The 25,734-nt window shown below is 37.9% G+C and carries 8 protein-coding genes; all 8 read left to right on the top strand.

The annotated features are described in order from the left end of the window. Window positions 1-210 (top strand): undecaprenyl-diphosphate phosphatase (locus RQ907_RS02125; protein WP_311491760.1); only part of this gene is annotated, 210 nt, incomplete at its 5' end. Between the two features lie 137 nt (window positions 211-347). Continuing rightward, a complete protein-coding gene (locus RQ907_RS02120) occupies window positions 348-551 on the top strand; it encodes a type II toxin-antitoxin system HicA family toxin (protein WP_311491759.1) in 204 nt (67 codons plus the stop codon). Between the two features lie 32 nt (window positions 552-583). Further along, entirely contained in the window at window positions 584-979 is a 396-nt protein-coding gene (locus RQ907_RS02115) for a type II toxin-antitoxin system HicB family antitoxin (protein WP_311491758.1), read from the top strand. Between the two features lie 141 nt (window positions 980-1,120). Further along, on the top strand, window positions 1,121-1,897 hold the full coding sequence (locus tag RQ907_RS02110) for a hypothetical protein (RefSeq protein WP_311491757.1): 777 nt from the start codon (window positions 1,121-1,123) through the stop codon (window positions 1,895-1,897). Between the two features lie 2 nt (window positions 1,898-1,899). Further along, entirely contained in the window at window positions 1,900-2,574 is a 675-nt protein-coding gene (locus tag RQ907_RS02105) for a DNA alkylation repair protein (RefSeq protein WP_311491756.1), read from the top strand. A gap of 104 nt (window positions 2,575-2,678) precedes the next feature. Continuing rightward, window positions 2,679-4,748: a hypothetical protein gene (locus tag RQ907_RS02100; protein WP_311491755.1), complete on the top strand. Its 2,070-nt coding sequence runs from the start codon at window positions 2,679-2,681 to the stop codon at window positions 4,746-4,748. A 492-nt stretch (window positions 4,749-5,240) separates the two neighbouring features. Then, the gene (locus RQ907_RS02095; protein WP_311491754.1) at window positions 5,241-21,026 is read left to right on the top strand and encodes a SpaA isopeptide-forming pilin-related protein; all 15,786 of its coding nucleotides are present in this window, start codon (window positions 5,241-5,243) and stop codon (window positions 21,024-21,026) included. A 1,202-nt stretch (window positions 21,027-22,228) separates the two neighbouring features. Further along, the gene (locus tag RQ907_RS02090; RefSeq protein WP_311491753.1) at window positions 22,229-24,745 is read left to right on the top strand and encodes a pilin N-terminal domain-containing protein; all 2,517 of its coding nucleotides are present in this window, start codon (window positions 22,229-22,231) and stop codon (window positions 24,743-24,745) included. The last annotated feature ends 989 nt before the right edge of the window (window positions 24,746-25,734 follow it).

The raw sequence follows: 25,734 nt of genomic DNA, 5'->3' as shown, positions 1-25,734 counted from the left end.
ACCTTAATAAAATTAGTAAAAAACCTAGGAGGTTTTTCAGGAAACCAATGGTGCCTAATCCTAATAGGCATGGTACTATCCTTCATAGTAGCCTTCGTAGTAATCAAAAAATTCCTAGCCTACGTCAAAAAACACGATTTCATTCCATTTGGGGTTTACAGGATAATCCTTGCTGTGGTAGTATTTGCTTATTTTGCCCTAGTAAAATAACCTGTAATTAAAAATAACTTCTGAATGGTAGTTGATTCTGCCGTTTTTACGTGTAAATTTTTCATTGAAATATTTCCTAAGTGCTTGATAACACGTATTAAAACACGTATATTGATTACGTAAGGAGGACGCTTCTTATGAAGAGTTATAACTCGAAAGAACTTTTGAAGATACTTAAAAAACATGGTTGGGTAGAAACTGGAATTCAGAGGGGGAGCCACAAGTTTTTATCAAATCCTGCTAAGCCAGAATTAGGAAAGGTAACAGTGCCTAGTCCGAGAGATTCCTATCCGATCAGAACTTTAAAAAGTATCGAAAAACAAACAGGGGTTAAATTATAACCCCTAGGTTCTTTACTCAAAGGAGAAATGATATGAAAGATAAATATGTATATCCAGCTATTTTTTATTATGATGAAGACGGAATTAGTATAGAATTTCCTGATTTGCCAGGTTGTCTATCATGTGCAGATACAGATGAAGAAGCACTATACATGGCAGAAGATGTCTTAGGATTGTGGATGGTAGAATTAGAAGAAGAGAATGAAAAAATCCCAGAGCCAACCAATTTAAAATATATTGATGTAGGTGAAAACCAAAAAACTGTCTTAATAAGCGTATGGATGCCTACAGTCAGAAAAGCTATTAACAATAAATCAATAAAGAAAACTTTAACTATACCTCAATGGCTAGATATAATGGCCAGAGAGAAAGATATAAACTTTTCATATGTTTTGCAAGAAGGCCTAAAAAAAGAATTAAATATATAATAAAAAAATCCTAGAAAAGCAGGATTTAGACTGTAGAAATAGTAGATGAAGAAGACATAAATTCATCTACTTTTTCTATACCATTTATTTCACTCATATTATGGTATAATATTATAAATAAAAAGAAAAAAAGGAGTTTTTATGGATTTTTCTTTAGTTCCAGTTACTGACAATACATTTTTTAACTATATTTACCTAGGCCTTGCTTCAAATGGGGTGAAGCTTATTGCTATGTTTAACACTAGGGGCAACACCATGGTCAAGGAATCTATTGCCAAAGACCTTGATATAAAATTATTAGATACAGACTACATAGATGAAAAGAAAACATACAAGAGGGCTATTCTTGGCGAATTGTTAATAGGTGGCCTAAAATTATCCAAGGTGCCAGTCCTAGTTGCCAAAGATACTGCCTTTGACCTTGGAACTGACCCTTTTGGTAATACCAACGATTGCGATATGGTCCTAGGTTGGAATGTGATTTCCCAATTTGCCTGGAGGGCAAACCCACAAGAGGGACGTTTTGAAGTCCAAACTTCCGATTTTATGGAGCCTAATAGGGAAAAAACCAACCAACCAATCATAAATATTGGCTTTAATGGTAGGATTATAAAGGCTGCCATCGACACATCAAGACCCCTTACTATAATTTCACCAAGTCTTGCCAAAGAGGCTATCGACTCAGATGAAGAAGTAAGGAAAACTTTGGAAATGCTTGGCGAATCCCTTGAAGATATAACAAATCTAAGCCGTTTTACCTTCACCAACGACAACAAGGAAGTAAGTCTAAGTTCACCTCAAATAGAGCCAGCCATAGAAGATACAGATATCCAAGTAGTTTTTGGTGCCGATCTCTTAAGGTCAACTAACTGGGCGATTTATGGTCCGACCGGCTATATCAGGCTAGAAAATTTTTAGCAATGTTTGAAATAACAGAAATTGAAAATATTTTTAAAAGTCATTCTAATCCTACTAGGGCAGAAAAAATGTCGGCCTATATGAGGAATAAATTTGATTTTTATGGCATAGGTGCTGGCGAAAGGAAAGAGCTTTCAAAACCCTTTCTAAGCGATGAAAAAAAGGCAAAATCCATCAATTGGCAACTTTTGACAGACCTTTTCTCCCACAATTTCAGGGAGCTAAATTACCTGGGTATGGATATCTTAAAAAATCAAAGATACTTGTTGACTATAGCTGATTTTGACAGTCTTGTTGGTCTTGCCCAAATAAGACCCTGGTGGGATACTATAGACAATATCGACGGGGTCATTGGTGGGCTTTCTGGTAAGGAGGGTTTTGAGGAAAAAATCCTAGACCTTGCTGTAAATGACAACTTTTGGCTCAGACGAATTGCCATTGGCCACCAAAGAAGATTTAAAAATGAAACTGACACCGACCTTTTGGCAAAAATAATAAGGGCCAACCTCGATATCCCAGCCAAGGACAAGGACGAAAAGTTTTTTATAGACAAGGCCATAGGCTGGGCTTTAAGAGAATATGCCAAAACAAATCCAGCTTGGGTGAAAATTTTTTTAAGTCAAGAGACTAATCGTTTATCAAGGCTCTCTGCAAGAGAAGCTGGCAAATACTTGTAACAACTTAGAATTTTTTTAGAATTAATCATTTATGTATAATATACTTAAAATAGTTATTGTAAATAAATTGAAATGTGATAAAATATAGGTATACGGAGGAAATTATGAAAAATAGAAGAAATAAAGTCGGATTTGGAATCCTTTCCCTAGCTTTAGCCCTAGCTCTTCCACTAAATGCTAGCGCTACAGAACAAAAATCGTTAGACCAAATAGATACTAAAAATACTGAACAACCAAGTAAATTAATAGATGATAAAGAAATAAATACAACAGTAGGTCAAGATAGGGCTGCAACAGTCCAACCTATTACTGCGCCCCAAACTGGTACTGCGTCCCAATCTAGTTCTGCTAGTCAAACTAAAGATAAAGATACAGAAAATAAAAACTACCGTTCCCAAAAAGGTAATGAACAAGATGCAGCCAAGGATGAAACTAAAGTTACTAATAAGGATGAAATTGAAGTTAATCCTAGCGTAGTAGACTTCAAAGCAGGAATGGAAGAAGGCAAGAATTGTGCCTACCTTACCTATACATTGGGTATAACTGGTGACCATTTGGAAAAAGAGTACACAGTTTCAGTTTTTGCCTTAAAAAATAGCCAGGTTAAAAATATAAAAATAAATCAATTGATTCCAGATGATAAGCCTTTATTAAGTGACCAAGAAAAGGCAAATGTAGCTGAGACCATATCAGGAAGTGATTTGTTTGGTTTCAGAATAAAAACTAAATTCGCTAATACAGGTGTTGTACAAGCAAGTGTCAAAATCACAGAAGGCGAAGATCCTGGTGACTATTCCCTTTATTACCTAGTAAGCTGTGAGGGCAAGTCATTTTTAGGTAAATTTGATGCTAATGTAACCAAAGTTCTTGATTCATACGCACTTTACAATAATCAAATAAAAAGAGATTATGAAAAGACTAAAGAAGAAAAGGACAATCCTCTAGAAAAACTTCCATTTACTAAATATCTTCTAAATGATACAAACGAAGAGAAAAAACTTCTTACCTACTTAAATTATGACCCTAGCCTAGGCAAGGATTACAAGTTGGTTCTTACCTACATAAATCCAAACACTCTAGAAAAGAAAAATGAAGAAGTAACAGACCCAGAAAAACAAATAATCCCAGCAAATTCTCTAGTAAGATTTGACCTTAGGGAAAAATCAGACGAAAAGAACCCAATTGAGGATGGAAAAATTGAGGTGGGCAAATTTGAAACTACTGATTTTCAAAAATTTGTAGCCTCTAAAGACGCTGAAAAAGACCAAAGCGAACAAGGAAAAGAACAAAAAAAACCATCAACAATAGGCGAAGAAAACCAAAGCGCCAAAGACCTAGTAGAAGCAGAAAAGGATACCCTACGCAAATTGTATCCTAACCTAGACCCAGAAAACCTTGATATAAAAGGATTTTCACAAGCTATTAAAAAACAAAGCGAAAAACTAGAGGGTCTAATAGATAAAACTAACCTAGCCAAGGCTAAAGACATAGAAGAAGAAGGTCCAAGCCAAGATAGGGCAGCTGCACTAAAACTAGTAGAAGAGCAGAAAAAATCTATCCTCCAACTAGAACCAAATATTGACGAGGAAAACTTAGACATAAGAGGTTTGGCACAGGCCTTAACTGTCCAAACTCAAAGGATTCAAGAACTAATCCAACAAGCTTTCTTAGATTATGAACTAGACAGCTTGGCAGAATTAGAAAAAGAAAATCCAGAAAAAGCCAAAGAAGAATACAAAAAAATAGCAGAACTTGTTAAAGAAGCAGAAGATATCAGCAAAAAAGCAAACAATAAGCTAATCGAATTAGATGAAATAAACTTAATCGATAATACCACTGACCCACTTATAACAAGTCCTAAGGGAGCAAAACCAGTCCTAAACCTTGGTATGCTCACTCCACTAACAAAAATTAACGACCTAACCAAAGATTCTCCAAAAGAAAGCGAGAGATCTTTCTCAACTGACCTCCAAAACAAATTGGATGCAGCAATCAAAAAGGTCGATACAGTGACCATAACAGAAAAAGACGACAAAAAAGCCAAAGACCAAGCTAAGGATAAAGATCCAAACAAAAATATAATTGTTGTGGACTCAAAAAATAAAGATAGAAAAGAGATAAATACTCCAATTTTTGTAAGATACCTTCAAAGGCTAAAAAATAGCAACAAATAGAGTGAAAAAATCATGAGGGGTTAAGCACGGCGTGCTAACCCCCTTCTTGCACTTTTCTGGAAGAGATTTTATGGATACATACATATTTTTTTTACCTATTTATTTAATTCGAACTTACAACTTAAATTTTAGAAAAATCAACTAAAAATGCAAATATAATTAAAACAAATCTGAAACAAAGACAAATTTATATTTATTGAGAAATAAACATAAATCAATCTAGCTTGATATAAAGCGTAGAACTTAGCGTATATGAGCTTTTGCTCTTGTAAAAAAAGTCAAAATGTTATATTATATAGTAAAGAATAATTATCAAAATTGTATTTTCTTTACAGAGCTAAGACAAAATACATAAAAAACTATTTGACATTAACAAGATGAAATCTGAGGAATATAAAATGAAAACGAGAAAATATTGGATAAAAGTAAATATAGCTAAGATTAAGTTTCCAGACAAGACAGACAAAAAACTTAGAGAGGAAGGAGGTTATTATGAAAGGAAAAATTAGTCTACTAACTAGAAAGGTATTTGCCACTATCGTAGCCCTAGCTATGTCTATACCACCATCTGCCTTTGCAAGTACATCTGAAGTAAGGCTTTACAATCAAGATTCGTCAGTTATGGGCCTACAAAAAATCAAAGAAGACCCTACAAAGGTAGAAAATACAGACGAAACCAAGCTTACAAAAGACCTAGATGACTACCAGGTAGAAATCACATCCAAGCTTGATGAGAGCCTAACAAAGATAGACTACACCATCAAAGTAAAAAGGAAAGAAAAATTGGCTCAAGATAGCGAGGCCAAGCTTTCATTAAGCCTTACAAAGACACCTAATTCCAACATAAATGACCTAAAACTCGTATCAGCAAGTACAGATACAGAAAAAAACGAACCGGACTTCAAAAAAGAGCTCGAAGCCTTGGTTCTTACATCTAAGGCAAGTAATGAAATAATCTACAAGCTAAGCGCAGATGTAAACAAAGCCAAAGACCAAAGAGCCTACGACCTAATTTTAGGTCTCAAAGAAAATGACAAAAAGGCAAATGTTTTTGCCTACAGCCTAAAGACAGAAAAAGGCGTAACTATCGAAGACAACAAAACAGTAGACTTGGTAAAAATTGTCAATAAAGAAGAAAAAATCACCAAGGCTAGAGGAGAATTCAAAAAAGAAGGAATCTTCGGCGGTCTTTTTGCAAGTCACGATACAATCACCTGGACAGACTACCTATTAAATGGTGAAAAAGATAATAAAGAATTTACCTATGATTTAAACTTAGACTCAAACCAGGAAACAACCGATACAAAAATCGCTTTAGACTACTATGAGCTAACAGACAAGGGTTTTGAAATTAACAAGGAATTCTCACAGGCAATCGACTTTGACAAAAAAATCAAATTCGAAATCCCAGCTGGCTACCTAGCCAAAATCACCCTAAAAACCCAGGTATCAAAAAAGAATACCGAGGTCAAGGAATATTCCTTAAATAAAAGCGTGTTAAAAAACCCTATATATATAGAAGGAAATAAAGAAGAAAAATCATCCGCCGAAGAAGACCCTCTTCCGGAAGATAAAAAAACAGAACTAGTAGAAAATCAGGAAAAGACCTCTGATGCCATAGTCAAAAACCCAACCAACCAAGACAAAAAAGAAGAAGAGCCAAAAACAAAAGAATCTTCTACTGAAATAAGGGTAGATGACAAAACAGCTGAAGAAAAGAAAACTGCTGACAATAAAGCAGAAGAGAAAAAAGGAAATGATCTTGGTCTAAATGCTGTGGCTACAGATTCATCAGGCAACGAAATCAAGGTTGTAGAAAAAAATACAAAGTCAAGCATTTCTCCTATCATCCTTAACAAGGAAAGTCTCCTAGCCAAGCTTGAAAGCGAAGGCAAGCTAACAGACGATTTAAAAACAACTATAGAAGACCTTGCTAAAAATCTTGACTCCTACAACGAAGAAAAGATAACAGACCAAGACCTAAAGGACTTCACCAAGGCTCTTGCAACTAACAAAAAAATTGAAAAGACTGACCTAAGATTTTACCTAGAAAAAATCTTATCTGGCATAAACAAACAAACCAACAAGGCAGCCAATATAAACTACGATGAAATAATCACCTATGCCTACCCAGAAAAGATTGAAGAAAATCCAGAAGAAGAAATAAAGGTCATCGATAAAAATTCTGAAAAATCTGAAGACCAAAAGACAAGCCAAGACACCAAGAAAGATTTGGCAAATTCAGATGATAAGGAAGAATTAAAAACAGAATTAAAAACAGAATCAAAAGCAGAAATCAAAGAAAAGGCAGAAAAAGCCTTTGAAAATGACCTTGCTAAACTTAAAGAAGAAGCAAGCAAGGAAGGAGAAAAGAAAACTGGCGTCCTTGAAGGCCTAAAGAGCCTACTAGGTCAAACAGACATCCAAAAGGCAGACAGGGAATTGAAGGAAGCCTTAAAAGACGAAAGTAAGAGCCTAGAAGATATTCAAAATCTCCTAAATAGTTTTGAGACAAAATACAAACTCTCAAAAGCCGACCAAGCTAAACTCATGGATGACAACGGCGATGCTATAAAGGCCCTTGTGGAAAAAGACGGGAACGAAAACTTTAGACCACACATCTTTGCAGTCGATCCAAATATAAGAAATAACCTAGAAAATAAGCAATTTCATATCTTAACCCGTTTTGAAACATCTATAGCAAACGGGCCAATCCTAGTTGGCCAATATTTCAATATCCACCTAGATGAAAAGTTAACTGTAAATGACCCAAACAGCCTTAAATCTATTTACCACAAAGGGGTGGAAATTGCTAAACCAACTTACAACCTATCCACAAATACAATTAATTATAAAATTGTAAAACAGATTAATGAAAATTTACAAATCCCACTAGACATCCCTGTAGACTATAATCCTGACAATATTACCCTTGATAATAATGGGGAATTTATTGTGGTTAATAAGGTATCAGGCCTTGGAGTTACAAATCCAAAAAACCTACTACCACAAAGGGTGGATAGTAATGGTGACCCAGCTGGTACAATTATAGAGCCAGGCAGGAAAGATGTAGACCAAATAATCGAGCCAGATAAGGAAAACTACAGACTAGATACAAAATTGAATGAAACCCCAGTAGTAAAGGATGGTAAGCTTGAAGGTTATAACTGGACCTTTACGGTATCATCAGACAAAGACCTAGCTGAATTAGGCTACAGGGCCAACTTCACCACAGTCAAGGGATCTGGTCTTGGCGAGATAGAAAAAATAAAAATAGATGGAAAAGACCCAGAAGACAAAGAAATAACTGACCAACTACAAGGACAAAATGGTATAGTCGACTCCAAACACCACTCCCCAGGACCTGGTGTGAAATCTATCACCTACACCTTCTACACCAAGGCAACCAAAATCCAAGAAAGATACATGTTTGACCTTTCTGTTGCCCTTCTCAAAAAAAATAAATACGGTGCAAAGAGAGTCCTAATTGAAGATGGTTGGCCTATAAGAAAGGTCAAAGACGCTACTCCTAATAGAGTGGGTATGAACAACAGGACCACAGTCCTAGGTGAATTTACAGCAAATAATACTACAAAGTGGACAATCACTGATATGGTTTGTACTCCAGATAAGGAAGCTTCCCTTCCATTAACAAAGGATAGGAAGATTGACGGACAAACCACAAACTTTGACACATATGTCTACAAACTAAATGACAATGGGGAAATGGTCGTTGACAATGATGGCATTACTGGAAATAAAAGAGCTGGTACAATTGCAGTTTTCGAAAAGACTTCAAGTGTAAGTGGTAAGAGCCAAAGCCTTGCAGGTGTGACTATTTCCCAAAACGAAGACCTCAAAGTTGTCCAAGAGTGGGCCCTAGACACAGGTGCTAGTGTACAAGACCAAGAAATCAAGGCTGTAGACCCAAATAAAAATGAAACTGACCCTGGTTATCTCCTAACCACACAAAAAGTCGACAAACCAGCAGATGCTCAGAACAAAAGGGAATTTACCATTAATAATGTGAGGGTCTGGGATGTTCAGTCGGAAAATAATGCGACAAGGATAACTCCTGCCCTAGTCCAAGACCTACCAAAGACTGTAGCAAATATCTATGGTACAAAATTCAAATACCTAGAAAACTACAACTACTACAAGCCAATCGAAAGAGAATACTACATCCTAAACAGGGGTAACCAACAAATCGACAAGAAGTATGGTTCTTTCACTCTTTTAAAGACTGACGAAAATGGAGTACCACAACCAGGTGCTACCTTTAGGCTCTTCCGTGGTCCAGAAATTACCACAAACCAGGAAGGTAAGGCAAAATTCTCAAATATCGAACCAGGCGATTACAATATTATAGAAACAAAGGCACCTCCAGGATACAAGCTTGCAGATAATGTAAACTTTAGAGTCGACCTTGAAGGTAAGATCAACTTAACTGGCGGGAAAGCCACTATCACAGGTGGCCAAACCCCAACTGCGACAATAAAGCATAACCAATGGCCTGGCTACATGAATGCCATGCACTATGGTACTATTGATTCAGATGGCAATATCACAACTTACATCTACCTAAAAGCTCTAGGGGATCTCAATAACGGTTCAACAAACAAGCCAACCAAGATTGATATCTATGCTACAAATGCTAATATAACTGGTGTTGGAGTCTTTGACGTTAATCCTAATGATAGGCCAACCAAGCAGAGGGAAATGAACCTCCAAACTGTAAACACAAATGGCCTTAGCCAAGCTCTTAATATCGCGAACCAGTTTCCAATTAAGGGATATTACGATGCTGGTAATACAAAGAAATACACCATCGAACTACCTAATCAAAGGGTTACCAACAACTGGGGCTTTATGGTCAAGATTACAGCAAAGAAGGACGGAAATGGCCAAAGTACACCAGGCATTAAGTACGACTGGAAAACTAATAATGGTAGACAAGGTGAGGCAGAGCTTAATGATAATAACATTGCCCTATCAAGCGAAAACGCTGGTCAAGAAACTACAATCACAATTAAAAACGAACCTTTCGAAAGAAAATCCGTAAAGGTCTACAAGGTAAGAGCGAATAAGAAAGACCTTGCTGGTGCAACATTTGTATTAAAAGATGCCGATGGGAACCCAATCAAAACGGTAGTTTCAAACGAAAAAGGTTTAGTAGACTTTGGAGATCAACCAGAAGGCACCTACACCATCGAAGAGATTGATCCACCAGATGGTTATATAGAATCCCAACTTATTTTTGATGTCACAGTCGATAAGGCAAAGCAAGTCTCCTACAATCCTAGGTTTAAACACAGCAATTCAGAACCAGTAAAGGGAGTTGACTATTGGATCGAAAACGAGGTAGTAAAGGATGATCAGACAAAAGCAAAGATCATCAAAGTCAACCAAGAAATCAAGCTAAGTGAAAATGGCTACGGTGAAATTGGTACTAGAACAGGTGTTTGGGAAGCCTACGGTTACGAATCCTATACCTATAAGGCAAATATAGAGTTAGAAGAAGTTACAAAAGACAAGAGATTTGAAATCCAATTTGACCCAAACCTCGACCTAACCCAGTACGTAAACAAAATCCCATCTATATATAATAAAGAAGGTCAAGAAATTGCTAAGCCATACATGGACTACCAAACCAACCTTTTGACCTATGTATTTACAGACAAAGCAAGTGGACAAGTTAAGTTTGACCTAACAATTGATGGTATCATCCCATCAAAGTTCTATGCAAAGACAAACGGAAAATATAACTTTGAAATAGTTGCAGGGCCTGGACTTACTAGCTCAGAAATTAAAGGTAATACCCACCTACCTTTTACAGTAGAAGCAGACTATGGAATCTATGACCAAAACGACAGCAAAGAAAAAGGAAAAAACCAAGCCTACTACTTTAGAGAAGTATATAAGGATGGCGAGGATTGGTATGTAAAGGCAATCGCCTATGTTAACCCAATGTCATATGATAGGTCAAAATCATTAATTAGATTTAACTGGATGACAACAGACTGGGATCCAAATAAAAATATTGTAGAATGGCCAGGTAAGGGATATAGTCCTGCTTTCGAACTAAATGAAGTCAAAATCTACAAGACTTATCCAGGAATAGGTAGAAACCCTTATACAAATGGAGAATATTCAGGTCTTACAACAACCAACGCAATGCACATGCCATTGTCCATGGGTGTCAGACCAGAAAATGACCCTCAAACTTACCAACCGGTTTATTCATCCAAGATCGACCCAAATAGTCAATATACTAACACACAAAATGGTATAAAATTGACTTATGATCCTAGGCAAATAGATGGTAGTGCTACACTTAATACAAGAAGACCACTCCTACTTGACATGCCAGTTATATCTAACTCAGGAGAGGGTTATGTCGTAGAACAGACCTTTAGGGTAACTGACCTAAACATGTTTAGAAGCCATTTTAGGGCTTTCTATATGGCAAGTGGTGGATTACAATCAGCCTTTGCTTCTAAGGTAAATACCAACGTAACAGCAGCTGAACAAACCAAACAAGAAATTCCTAAATTCTATACCCAAAAGGTAATGATGGCAAATGAAAAGTACACACCGGGTAAGTTTAGGATCAAAAAGTACAGCAAGGCGGACCAAAACCAGCCACTAGCGAAAGCAATCTTCTCCCTAGAAGATGCTAATAAGAATAAAATCTTTAGGTCAACAGACGATAAAGGTGAATTATCATTTGATAACATCAAACCAGGCACCTATATCCTAAGAGAAGAAGAAGCTCCAGATAACTTCATCAAGTCAGATAAGATTTGGCAAGTCTATGTAGCCAAGGATGGGACTGTAACCATCACAGAATTTGGATTAGGATCTACTGGAGACACACTGATAGATCAAAACCCTGAACTTAAAGTATCTAACAAACCGAAGGGTACAGACTTCAAAGTCTACAAGAGAGACGAAGAAAGGAAACCACTTCCTGGTGCAGAATTTACTATCAAGAAAAAAGACAGCGAAGACGCCTTTGCGACAGGAACCTCAGATGAAAAGGGTGTTGTAAAATTTAGTCCAAAACTAACTGACGGCACCTACATCTTAGAAGAATCCAAGGCCCCAACAGGCTACAAAAAGCTAGATAAAAAATGGGTCCTTGTAGTTAAAGAAGATAAGGTAAAGGTCTACGACTACGTAAAAGGAAACACCAAGCCAACTAGTGAAGAAGTAAACAGCTCGGTCGTACCAAAAGAAGATCTTGCCACAACCAAAAGGGTAGAAGTAAAACGTAGGTCACCTCAATATTTCTCAGGTCTTAATGACCCAAGATGGAGGTCTTGGACAGAAAACAGTGTTCTTCCATACAAGTTGGGTACAAGAATTATTGCAATCAACAAGACTAAGAAATACGTAGTCCAAAGATATGTAATAAACCCAGAAGGAAATCAGATAAACAAAGGAGCCAAACTACAAATCCATAGACAACCACTAAATGAAGCTAATATGGATTGGTATGCTGGCACAGAAGATGTAAAAGTATTTACCCTTAATAGAAAAGTCACAGAAGAAGTAGAAGATGTCAAGCTTGCAAACTATGTGGCAACAATCCAAAAAATAAGTCCAAAAAGAGTTGAAAAACCAGGCGAAACTCCATATAGGCTAGATATCGACCTACCAGAGACAAACATGCCTATTGTAGTGGATGTCAAAATCCCATACAAGGATGAAAGTGCAAGCGTAGGTACAGGGGGAGATTATTTTGAAAAATATGACCCTTATGCCTTCTACAACCACGCCTACTGGAAGCCTGACTACTACGAACATGTATCAGATATCCCAGAAGGAGAAGCCCTAGGAGAAGCTCAAAAAGAAGACAAAATCATAGGAGCATACATCTCAGAAGGTTCTCTTGACCTAAAGAATGAGAAAAATAGACATAAATTCAAATTCAAAAAGACAAGAGAAAATGGAACAGATGCCCTATCTGGAGCTACCTTTAAACTAACAGGACCTAAAAAACCTGATGGCAAACCAGGTCAAGAATATTGGTCACATTCAGGAGAAGATGGAAAGGTTGATTTTAAAGACCTTCTACCAGGCACCTATAAACTAGAAGAAACAGGATCTCCTCAAGGTTACGAAAACGCCAACACTGAATGGACTGTCACAATTAAAGATGACGGAAAAGTCTACATCAAGGATATCAACCCTACAAACCAAGTTACAGACAATGACCCAGAAACTAAATGGCAAAATGTAAAAGTAAACGAAGGAACAAAAGAAAATCAATCTGTTCCAAGTAGAGATGAATATAAGCCGAACGCTCACAAGAAATTAACAACAAATATTGTTGAAGTTAACCAAGAAACGAAGAAAATGAGACAGGTATTCCTATTAAATAGAATGTCGGAAAATTTAAACAACCCTGAACTTCAAATCCACGCTCAGCCAGAAGACAGGAACATCACCGATAGGAATACTAAGATAATAAGTATTCGTGAAGTAGGTAATACATCTGAAATTAACAATCCAGTAAATCCAGGTAAGGCAGTTCCTTATAGGGTAGAAACTATCGAACACAATGGATTTAATAGGCTAAAGATAAATACAGATGTTACTGGCGCCAAAGCCCTAGAAGTCACAATCGAAACCGACATCCCAAATAGTGGTAGGGTTGGTACAGGTATGGACTTCAAAAACTATACCAACACCTATTGGGCAGCAGAGTCCTACGCAAGTAAAGATGCTTTTGTCCTAGACCCAGTTAAGGAATCAAAGGTAGACAAAAACTCCCACCTAATAATAGGTGACAAAGATAGGAGCAACCAGGCCCAAGCAAGCCTAAGAAAGGCTCAGCCAGTAAGCCTAAGTCCACTAAATAACACAAACGGCATAATGACAAGAAGCCTAGAACCAACAGATATCGGCTACACACCAATATCACCAAGGTCACTAAGATCAGCCTTCTTCGCCGCAGATGGTTTGGAAATGAGTGACAATTCAATAGGCACACCAGTAGGAGCAGGCAACTTAAGTCAAACATCCTACAATATAGACTCAAGTGATGCAAACATCTCAGTCACTGCTGGAGATGTGAACACAACAGATGGTACTAGAAATATTAATATTTCGGTATCACCAAAAGATACTGGTGGTCAACCAGGAAAAGAAACCATAATCGGAAATAAAATCCAAATGGTCTTTGTTATTGATAGGTCAAAGGACATATCAGCTCAAAATGCTAGAAGGAAAGGTACCCTAGATCAAAATATCAATAAATTGATTTATGATATTGTTCAAAAGGCTAAGGATTCAAATGCAAGCATAGATGCAACTTTCATTGAATATGATAGAGTAAATAACGCCGTTAAAGGTGGTTATAACCAAGATTTACTAGCTTTAGATGCAAGGCTTAACAGTACAACCTATAACATGGCAACTCCATCAAATCCAAATGGGGCAGATGTAACTATAAAAGATTACCTCGGAGCTGTAAGTATCAAGGATAGAGATACAACAACAGTAGATGGAAATAAGAGTTTAGCAACAAAAAGAGATAATTATTTCAGACAAATAACAAACACAACCAAGACCTATGATAAGAGAATCTTCATAGATATATCTAACTTTAATACTATGGGTGCTGACAAATGGAACGTTGGCCCTCCAGGAAGACCAGAGTATAAATACCAAGCAGCTGAAATAATTTGGCCATTTAGAGATGTAGGAAATCCTCCTCATTTCGATACATGGATGGCTCAAATTGATCAAACAAACTACAACTTAAGCCAAGCTAATGTTAAAGCCTATAATACCTATATGAACAACAACACAGCTAACGCTTCAAGTAGCAATAATAATGTATTACAAGGACATTTCTTCCATAGCTTAAACACAAATGACTACAATAGCTTGGGAGTAAATAACATCAAAGACTTCTTTGATAGAAATGTAATTACTGATGATAACTTCGTTAAAGAAAGAATACCAGCAGCTGATGACCCTAATGCTATATTAGTCAAAAATGCAAAGATTGATATTAATCTAAACACAAATATTAGACTAGCAGAAAATCCAAGTGCAGATAATGGAAAAATATCTTACACAACAGGTGGATTTAGCCTAAATAATATCAACCTCAAAAAAGGCCAAACACTAAACTTGTCATACAAAATTGGCTTGGATAACACTGCACAATCAAACCAAGATTATCAAATCCACAGGACAATGTTATACACACCAAATAATAGCAACCCTGTGAACCTAGATAATAACTTGGCAACCAGAAGAAACCTAGAGCACTATTTTGTAACATTAATTGCAAATAATGGCTCAGGTCAAACCACTAGAAAAAGTGTAAACAAGGGAGAATATTACACCCTAACTCAACCAAGCTTTGCTCCACCAAGTGGACAAGAATTTGATTATTGGTTAGTATTTGGACAAAAACATCAACCTGGAGATGAAATTCAAATTACCGAAGATACTAATGTCATTGCTTTTTGGAAAAACAAACCAGTAACACCATCAGTCACCATCACCTTTGATGGCAACGGTAGTCAGTCGAAGATGGACCCTGTAACTGTAGATAAGGGTTCAACCTATTACCTACCAGGTTCTTCATTTACACCACCTGCAAATTCAGCTTTTGATGCTTGGTCTGTAAATGGAGAGAGAAAGAATCCAGGAGATCCTATAGATGTAAATGACAACACAATAGTAACAGCTATTTGGAAACCTACTGGCACTCCACAACCAAAGAAATTCAAGATCACAACAAGTGTAAATGACCCTAATCTAGGAAGTGTATCAGTTGATAAAGACAAGGCCAGCGAAGGAGAAGACGTTACAGTAACTGTCACTCCAAAAGATTCCACAGTTGAAATAACTGAAGTTAGAGTTGGTAGGACAACAATAGGTCCACAATTGAAACCTGATGGCACATATACTTTCCCTATGGAAGCTAAGGATGTTCATATAAGCGTAACCTTCAATAAAAAAGAAGTTGTGCCAAAAGTGTCCTACGACATTGGTGTTGATACTAACTATAATGGTAAGAAGGTAGTAGTTTATACACGTACTGCTCCTAATAAATCAGAGGCTGGACAACTTGTAGAGTTTACAGTTACACCGTTTGATGATTACGAAATAACAAGTGTATATGTAAAATTGACTGATGGTAGTGGAAGAAATGTAGAACCATTAAAGCAAGAGGGCAATAAATATTCATTTACTATGCCTAATCAAGCTGTAAATATTTATGCTAATGTTAAGTATGTCGAACCACCACAAGGAACATACCTAGTAGGAATTAATCCAAAAATAACAGGTGGTAGTGTAACAGCTGATCCTAGAAGACCATATCCTAATACAGTTGTTAGAATAAAGGCGTCACCAAACCAAGGGATGACAATTGATACGCTAAGTGTTACAAAACAATGGGGTGGAAGTGTAGATGTCAAATATGACAATGATGGACCATACTTCATCATGCCAGATCAAAATGTAACAGTATCTGCAACATTTAAAGAAGGACAAAGCCCAGACCCTGACCCTGGACAACCAGGTGGATCTGAAACTCAACCGGACGACAAAGAACTAGGCTGGCTAATCTATGACCCAACTAACCCTGATAAGATTCTTGAAAAAGAAACTAAAATCACAAACAAGAAGGCAGGTATCGAGCTTAACATATTCAAGAGGACTATCCACGGCAGACCACTTGAGGGCGCTGAGTTCAAACTAGAAAAGACTGAATCAGATTATAAGACAGTTGATAAATCTTTCCCACCAGTAACAGGTGTATCAGATGGTAATGGCCAAGTAGTATTTAAGCGAGACGGCAAGATTGTCAAACTTGAAAAAGGTTACTACACCCTAGAAGAGGTCACTCCTCCTCTAGGCTTCAAGAAGGCGACTTCCAAGTGGAGAGTTGAAGTCAAGGACGATAAAGAAAAGATGCACGCTACCTATATTGGCCCAAAGCAAACACCAAGTCAGTACCTTGATTCAAAAGATGCAGAACTTGGAGATAATACAACAAACTCAAACCTACAAATTAGAACTGCATCAAGGATAACCCATATAGATACAACATCAAAGACCTTTGTACAAAGAACTATAATCGACCTAAGAGGCTACAAAGGCCAAGCAGTCAACGTACAAATCAAGCCTAATCACCCAAGAGAGGAAATCGACAGGCCAGGAGTAGCACCTGTGACAATCAAAGAAGGTGTGAAAACCGCATACAGGACCACCTACGAGATTACAAACGCAGGCACTGGCAACTTGCCAACCGACGACATCCTCAAAAACTACGACCTATCCAAGGATGGGGTCAAGATGGTAAACACTGCAAGGTGGAGACCATTCGACTGGGGCTTTGATGAAGACCAACTAAACCTAGAACCAGGTGGAGTTTACTTCATCGATATCGAAGGCTACTACGACAACTCTATCATAGATAAGACTGTAACCAACCAGGCTAAGATTGATAAAAATTACAATGTCCTAGATGCTGAAGGAAATATAATTCCTGACAAACAAGCAAATGACATCAAGCCAGGCATTGTTGATCCTTATGAGAGAGATGATATAAAATCAGAAGATCTCGCTAAGCTCCACATAGACTTCAAGCTCTATCAAGGAAAGAGAGTGTTCCAACAACTAAAAATTGGAAGCAATGGAAGAGGCTACTACGAAGCGTTCGATAAGGCATCATACCAAGGAGGTGCAGCTCAATTAACAAATTATCTACTTGGTAGATACGGAAAAACAGAAGCTGAAAATTGGTCTGGCAATAAACCAGCAGGCAATAAGTACGCAAACTATATAGGCAAGAAAGTTAAAATTGGTGATGATGAATACGAAACTGGTAGGATTTATCCATCAGTTGGCGAAAAAGTTAATCCGATCGAGACTATAGCAACAGAAGCAAATATCTCAAGTCTATATACCACAGGCAAAGGTGCGGAAAGTGCGATAGAGATTCCTAAAGAAGGACTTGATATCACAAACGAAGAAGAATCTTACAACATCACCTTCTCAAAACACGGACGTGATGATCCTTCAGAAGGTATTAACTCACAGAAGGTTACAAATAACAGGCTAGAGGGAGCAATCTTTAAGCTCCAATACTATGCCCAAGGTGACTTCATCGACCTACCAGGTACTTACGTATCCTCAGCCTTCAACGGTTTCTTCGGATTTAGGGGACTTAAACCTGGTCGTTATAGACTAATGGAAGTACAAGCACCTCCTGGATATAGACCAATCAATGACGCTATACTTCAATTTACTATTGCATACACTGACAAGGAAATCACAGTGCAAGATCCAAAAGACCCATCGAAGAATAAGATTATTCCAAGAGGTGGATATATTACACTAGAGTATGACAACTCGAACAGCATCGTTCAATATGCTGAAGGAAACGCAAAAGGAACTGGACAACTTGTCGACTTCGTAACGAGTGCGACTGCGAAGAACATGGGTAAGATTATAAATGAAAAACCTGGCAAAGGTAAGGTCACAATCGAAAAGAAAGATGACGATGCCAAACTAATACCAGGAGCAGAGTTCAAGCTTACAAGACTAAGTAAGACTCTAGATGAGAAAGAGCAAGCAGGGGAAAAACCTCCACAAGCAAGCGAAGAGGGTAAAGACAAGACAGGCTACCAATACACAGGTACTGTAAATAAAGATGGTAAGCTAGTCTTTGACAAACTACCAATCGGTCAATACAGGCTAGAAGAAATAAAGCCAGCACCTGGCCATATCAATACTGGCCAAATCTGGCACTTCACAGTCGGTGGTAAGGACCTTGACCCATATGCTGGAGATATCAAACCAACAGGAGAGGATCTTGGTTCTAAGATTACAATGACTTCAAAAATGAATGTCAAAAAGCCAGATCAAGTTAATGATAAAACGACAAGTGAAAAAGAAATCCATCCAAACTTGTCACAGATGCTTGACTACGATATTAAGTTTAACCTAGATAAGGGCACAGTCATAAACCCAGGCGACTACTTCACAGTCAAACTACCTCCATCAATCGACCTCAAAGGAATCTTTAAGACAAGCGATGTCGACGGACTAGACATCTTTGCAGACGGAGTAGGTACAATCGCCAAGGCAACCTATGACTACGAGACGGGTGAGATAACCTATACCTTTACAGAATACGCCAAGACCTACCAGCTAGTAGATTTCAAAACCGACTACACAGCACATATCAACACAAATAATGTGCCACAGTCAAAACAAAATGTAGAAGTTGGTATAGGGATTAAGAAGAGCGTAACAGACTCACAACCAGGTAGTAACGATAAAACAATCAACGTTGTCTACGAAAGAGGTTTGAGAGGAGCAACCGTAAGTAGGATAAATGGTATAGATTATCAATTAAATCTAGCTTCAAAGATAACCGAGTTTGATCCAAAGACAGGCAGATTCACACAAATCGTCTACGTCAACCCTAATGGTATGCACTTAGGCACACCAACCCTAACCTACTACCCAGGAGAAGATATAGACAATGTGAGGGTAGAAGCCTACCAGACAGATATAAGTAATGGCAAGCTTGATACAAACATGCCAGAATCTTATAGCTCAAAAGTCTTGGGCCTAGACAATAAGTACCCAGCTTACAACTACTTCTACTCAAGACTTGTAAATGACTCAAACCCAGCCGTACTTAGATTTGGAAGGACAAATGCCTCCTACATTGTAAGGATAACGGGTAATGTCTATGGAAAGGACAAATCATCCTACAGACCAACAACCTACTTGAGAAACTACTACGACGACGGCTCAGAATTCCAATGGGCATACACCTATAACGAAGTCTTTGCAAGCTACGGAGAGGCAACAGCCAAGGCAGAACTCACAATTTCTGCAATCAACCCTAAAAATAGAATCCTATTTAAAAAGGTTGACCAAGGCCACAATCCACTGGCAGGAGCTAAATTCAAGCTAAAGAAATTAACCGAGGGAACTGATACCAAGGTCGAAGCAAACTGGACAGATGTAGAGGGTAGTGAAAAAACAACTCCAGAAACTGGTGTAATTGAGTATAACACCCTAACAGAAGGCAAATATGCCCTAGTCGAAGTATCACCTCCTACAGGCTTCAATAAAATCGAAGGTCATATCCAAGAATTTGAAGTACTAGAAAATGGTACAATAATTAGGCTGAAAGAACCTACTCAAGATAAAAACAAACCAGAAGACGAAATCATAGGTATCGAGCCAACAGAAATCGTCAACTACAAAGATATAGAATTTGTCAAGATAGATGCAGCCGACGGCACAAGACTTGAAGGCGGAGAATTCGAAGTTTATTACAAAGAAAAAGAAGAAGACAAAGAATACAAACCATACAAGATCAAAAATGCCCAAGGCAAAGAAGAAACCATGACAGCCAAATCAGGCAAGGATGGTAAATTCAATTTAAACATCTACAAGAATGGCTACTACGCACTCAAGGAAACAAAGGCCCCAGACGGATATGCTAAACTACCTGGTTATATCAGAGAATTTAAGCTAGACAACGGCAAGGTCCAAGTCCTAGAAAAAGATCCATTCAAGGCATCCTATTTAGTAGGTAAAAACAATCTAATGGAAGCCAGAATCCTTGAAATAGACAAGGAAAAAGGCACCTTCAAACAAAGGATAATCATAAACCAAAACCATAATGAATGGAAATTTGATACCGACACCCACTTGAGGATATTTGAAACAGATGACTTTAAGATTGCCACAGATGATAGCGGCAAGAGAAAAGTCAAAGCAGCAGTCCTCAAAGCAGGACAGACCCTAGATAGTCTGACAGAAAAAGATTACAAAGATGCAATTGCTAGAGCTAACGTCAATGACGGTATAATAAAATATACTGTACGAGACCTCTACGGTACAGGTAACTACACCGGTCCAGAAACAGGTAAGAGTATCTTAACCACAAAAAATGCCATAGTCCTAGAATATGAAGGAAAGCTTGATAAGGGTGTAACAACACAAACCATAAAATCACTCATTCAAGCTGACCTCACAATCCTAGACGAAGTATCCTACAATTTCGACATGAACCAACTATCCAAAAAAGACGGAAAAGGAATCTACGTCGACAAACTAGAAAACAGGCCAATCGAAGTAGAAAACCGCAAGGTAGAACTACCAAAGGCCTTTAGTACACAGGCATGGATAGGATTCACAATCGGAGGACTAGCTTTAATGATAGCAGGTGCATATATCTACCATAGGAGAAAAATGGCGTTAGATGTTAATATTTAGGGAAAACCCAAAGGGACTCGATAAGAGTCCCCAAGGGAAATCTAGCAATCACTTATGCGAGATATGGTAAAGGTGTTAAAAAAGACTCAAACCCACACCCTCGTCTCGACCGAGCGAAGTACAAGCCCGTCGGCTCGAGGAGACTGGAGAGATCTCTAGTACGCATCAAATGCGAGAAAGGGTTAAGGAGTCAAGAAAAACTTAAAATAAAGAAATCTCAAAAGATTTCCACAAACCGGGGACCTCCAAAACGTAGAGAACCCACAACCCCAATATCCAGCGCCATTCCGACAGAGGGCGTAAGGCCGACGAGGAATCTCACAACTGCTGGACCAGAATGAACGAAGAGCAAAACTCACAACCAGAATATCCAGCGCCATTCCGACAGAGGCCAAAGGCCGACGAGGAATCTTATAAATGCTGGACCAGAATGAACGAAGAGTTATACTCAAAACCAGAATATCCAGCGCCATTCCGACAGAGGCCAAAGGCCGACGAGGAATCTTATAAATGCTGGACCAGAATAAACGAAGAGTAAAACTCAAAACCAATAATTATTAGGCTCTTGCCGGCCACCTCGTCTCGAGCGGAGTCGAGAGATCTCTAGTAATAATTGAATTAAGAATATGGTAAATAAACCACAACCCACAATAATTATTAGGCTCTTGCCTATGATTATAAACCCCAAACCCTGCTGCAAGTACTGGGCAGGGTCGGGAATGGCTAAAAAAAGCCAGATAATTTGTCACTAATCCTCACTTTATGATATAATGAAGAAAAGGAAACACTTAGCCTAGTAGGCAAGAGCCTAAGGCCAAGTAAGCAGGGCAAAGACCCACGTTACCCCGAACCATTTATAGACCGTCCCCAAGGTATATCACAAAGGGACGCCCCCTATAAGCAGCTGGCCCACCAGCACGAAAGGCAAGTCGCTAGCCTTTCTGAAATAATTGGTAGCAAGTTCACAATTCATGAGATTCCTCGTCGAATCTGTCGGATTCTCTGTCGGAATGGCGGAAAAAAAGCGCCGTCCCGACAGAGGCCGAAGATATGCACCTCGGCACGTGGAGGCCGACGAGGGACCTTATAAACCCGGGACCTCTCAAACGAAGGAATCCCAAAAGATTCCCAAAAGGAAACAAGTGACACCCCTACCAATCCCCCCCAAGCGACATTGACAAAAAATAATAAAGGAGATAATTATGAAAAGAAAAATTTTGTCATTATTAACAGCATTCGCCATGGTATTTGGTATCATAGTAGCACCATTTACTAGTGCTAGTGCAGACAATGCCAACGAACCAGCTGGTCAACCAGCAGTAGTTCACAAAACAAAAGTATTAATTCATAAGATACTTATGCAAGAACACAATTGGAATGCGAAAAAAGTAACACTTACAACAACATCTAAACCAATAACAAGTGAGTCAAAAGTTATCATTGAAAAAGAAGTAGAAGAAGGTTCTGGCAATCAAAAAAAGATTGTTAAAAAATATTATGATGGATCAAATACTGAAACAGCTTTAGCAGATGATAATGAATTTGTAAAAGCCTTCAAAGGCGAAGCAGTTGATGGAAAAACTAAAACTGAAGCACAAGTATTCCCAGGCCTATCAGGTCTTGATGGAACTGAATTCAAAGGTCAAGCACTAGATATTGGTAAATACTTCGGTTCTGATTCAAAACCAATCAACGGTGTAGCTTTTAGAATATTTGAAGTTTATAAAGGAAAAGATGCTAATCCAGCAGGTTATACAAAGGGTTCTGAACTAACAACAAAATATAAGTTTGCAACAGGTGACCTTGAAGATGAAAAATACTACAAACTTGTGACAGAAGGTGCTACTAATGAAGTATTCACAACAGCAAGAGTTGACAATGAAGACGGTATAGCAACAGCAACCCTAGCTGATGGCGAATACAGAATAGTAGAAGATAAAGCAAATTCAACCTACAGAGGCGAAAATGGTGAGACTCTAACAGGTATGAAAGCAGTTCCATTCACTCTTACTCTACCAATTGGTAAACCAGATGGTACTGGAGACTACAGCGAAACTGAACCATTAAATCTATATCCAAAGAATACAGAGAAAAAAGTAAAATTTGATAAAAACTTTGCTAAAGACAACGGACTAGAAAAAATCACCGACCCTGAAACTTTAAAAGATGTTGGAGCAGTTTTTGATAATTACAACAAAGAAAAAGCAAACGCAAAAGCTGAAATAGGTAAAGAAATTAAGTACGAAGCTAAGGCATTCTTACCAAAAGGTTCAATCTACAAAAATCTACACCTAGCAGATTCTATGGATAATGGACTTAAATATGACTATAAAACTGGTGTTAAAATAACAGTTACTCCAGCACTAGACCAAGCTCTTGTTGCAGATACAGACTATAAAGTAACTACTGTAGGCAATGGTTTTGATATTACTTTTGAACAAACTGGTCTTGATAAGTTAAACAAGGCCGCAGAAAATAAAGATGTAGAAATTACATTCACATACTCTGCACACGTAACATCTGCAGCAGTAGTTGACAAACCAATGGACAACCACGCTACAATAACTTACAACCACACACCACCAAAACCATCAAGTGATAATGTAACTCCAGTAAATAAAGAAATCAAAGTTGAAAAAGATTGGGCTAAGAAACCAGCACCAGAAGATATTACAGTTAAATACGTCTTATTAGATGAAAATAGTAACGCCCTAGCTGATGTAACATTTAAAAAAGCTGAAGAAGTTGTTGATGAAGGCGAAAAACAAATTACAGATCTTGGACATGGATTTAAATTTAAAAGAACAGGCAAATACGCCGGTACATTCCAAGGACTTGAAGAAAATAAGAAATACAAATTAAAAGAAATTGTTGATGGTTATGAACCAGAATATAAAGTTGAAAGTACAACAGGAACAGTAACTGTTAAGAATACTAAGACACCTGACTCAATCACTCCAACCCCTCCACAAGTAACAGTAGGTGGTAAGAAGTTTGTAAAGGTTGAACAAGGAACTGAAAACAGATTAGTAGGCGCTCAATTCGTAATTGAAAATAATGATATGGTAGGTGAAGGTCAAACAGCTAAACCAGGTCCTAACTTTGGAAAAAATCTAAAGATTAATGAAAAAGGAAACACAACACCATACACACCAGCAGCAAAAGCTTATGATGACGCTATAAAAGCTGTTAATGAGGCTCTATCAAAAGGTGCAATCTCTGCTACAAACAAAGTAAAAATTGGATCAGATGAATTTGATACAAAAGAAAAAGCACTAACAAAAGTTGAAGACCTTCAAAAAACTAGAGATAAAGAATTTGTCAAAGCAAACCTAAACTATACATGGGTTGATGATTCAAAACAGGCTACACAATTCTTTACCAACAAAGATGGTCAATTTGAAGTAACAGGTCTTGCATATGGCAACTACAGAGCAGTCGAAGTTAAGGCAGCTCCAGGATTTGCCCTAGATACAAATAAAGAAAACTTCAAATTTGAAGTTAAAAAAGGATCTTATGATGGTGATAACAGTGAGTACAAATACGAAGCAAAACTAGAAAAAGATCAAAAACAAACCTATGGTAAAAGAATAGACAATAAGAAAGTAGATATCCCACAAACAGGTGGTATTGGTTCTCTAATCTTTATCGTAGCAGGTCTTGCAATCATGACAGGCGCATTCGTAGCTTACAAAAAATCACAAGCTGTTGAAGCTTAATAGATTTTAAAATTAAAACCTTATTGGTCAGTACGGACAATAAGCAAAAACAAAGAGACTCCAAGCCGAGTCTCTTTTGTTATGCTAAAATCTTCACACTTTTAATCTTATAAGTATAGGAGAGTGGGGTGTTTTATGTAGATAATAACGGTGCATTTACGGAACCAATGATCTAGGGAACGATAGAGGTCTCTCACTCCTTTCAGTCGTTCGAGACGGGTGGTGGGTTGTATATAGATGTTGACGATGGATTTACAGAACGATTTCCATACAAAACGATGGGGGTCTCTCGTCGGCCTAGCGGCCTCTTTCGAGACGGGGTAGGTTTTATATAGGTGGTAATGGTGTATTTACGGAACCAATGATGTAGGGAACTATAGAGGTCTCTCCACTCCTTTCAGTCGTTCGAGACGGGTGGTGGGTTGTATATAGATGTTGACGATGGATTTACAGAACGATTTCCATACAAAACGATGGGGGTCTCTCGTCGGCCTAGCGGCCTCTTTCGAGACGGGGTAGGTTTTATATAGGTGTTAACGGTGCACTTACGGAACCAATGATATAGGGAACGATAGAGGTCTCTCACTCCTTTCAGTCGGTCGAGACGGGTTGAGATTTTTGGTTTTTCTTGAGTTTTTGAGTGTATAAATTATTATATGAAAAAATGTATAAAAAAAAATTATAGGATTTCGTAAAGGTCATGTCTTACAAAGGCTGGAGAAAGAAAAAATCCACCCACCTCGACTGAGCGGAGCGACGAGAGGTCTCTATTATTATCTTTGAAATGAGATTTTGTGGATGCATCGGGATGTATTGTGGGATCTTTATTTGATGATAATAACGATGCATATATAGAACCCAATATATACAGAACTATAGAGGTCTCTCACGTTCGTTCGAGACGGGTGTTGGGTTTGAGTTTTTCTTGGTTCTTCATATATCTTAATTAATATTTGTAGGAAATGTAATAAAAGCATTTAGGGGACTTT

The organism is uncultured Anaerococcus sp. (assembly GCF_963510575.1).
GTDB lineage: Bacteria > Bacillota > Clostridia > Tissierellales > Peptoniphilaceae > Anaerococcus.
The sequence above is the reverse complement of the archived record's forward strand: the minus strand, read 5'-3'. Positions and strand labels throughout refer to the sequence as shown.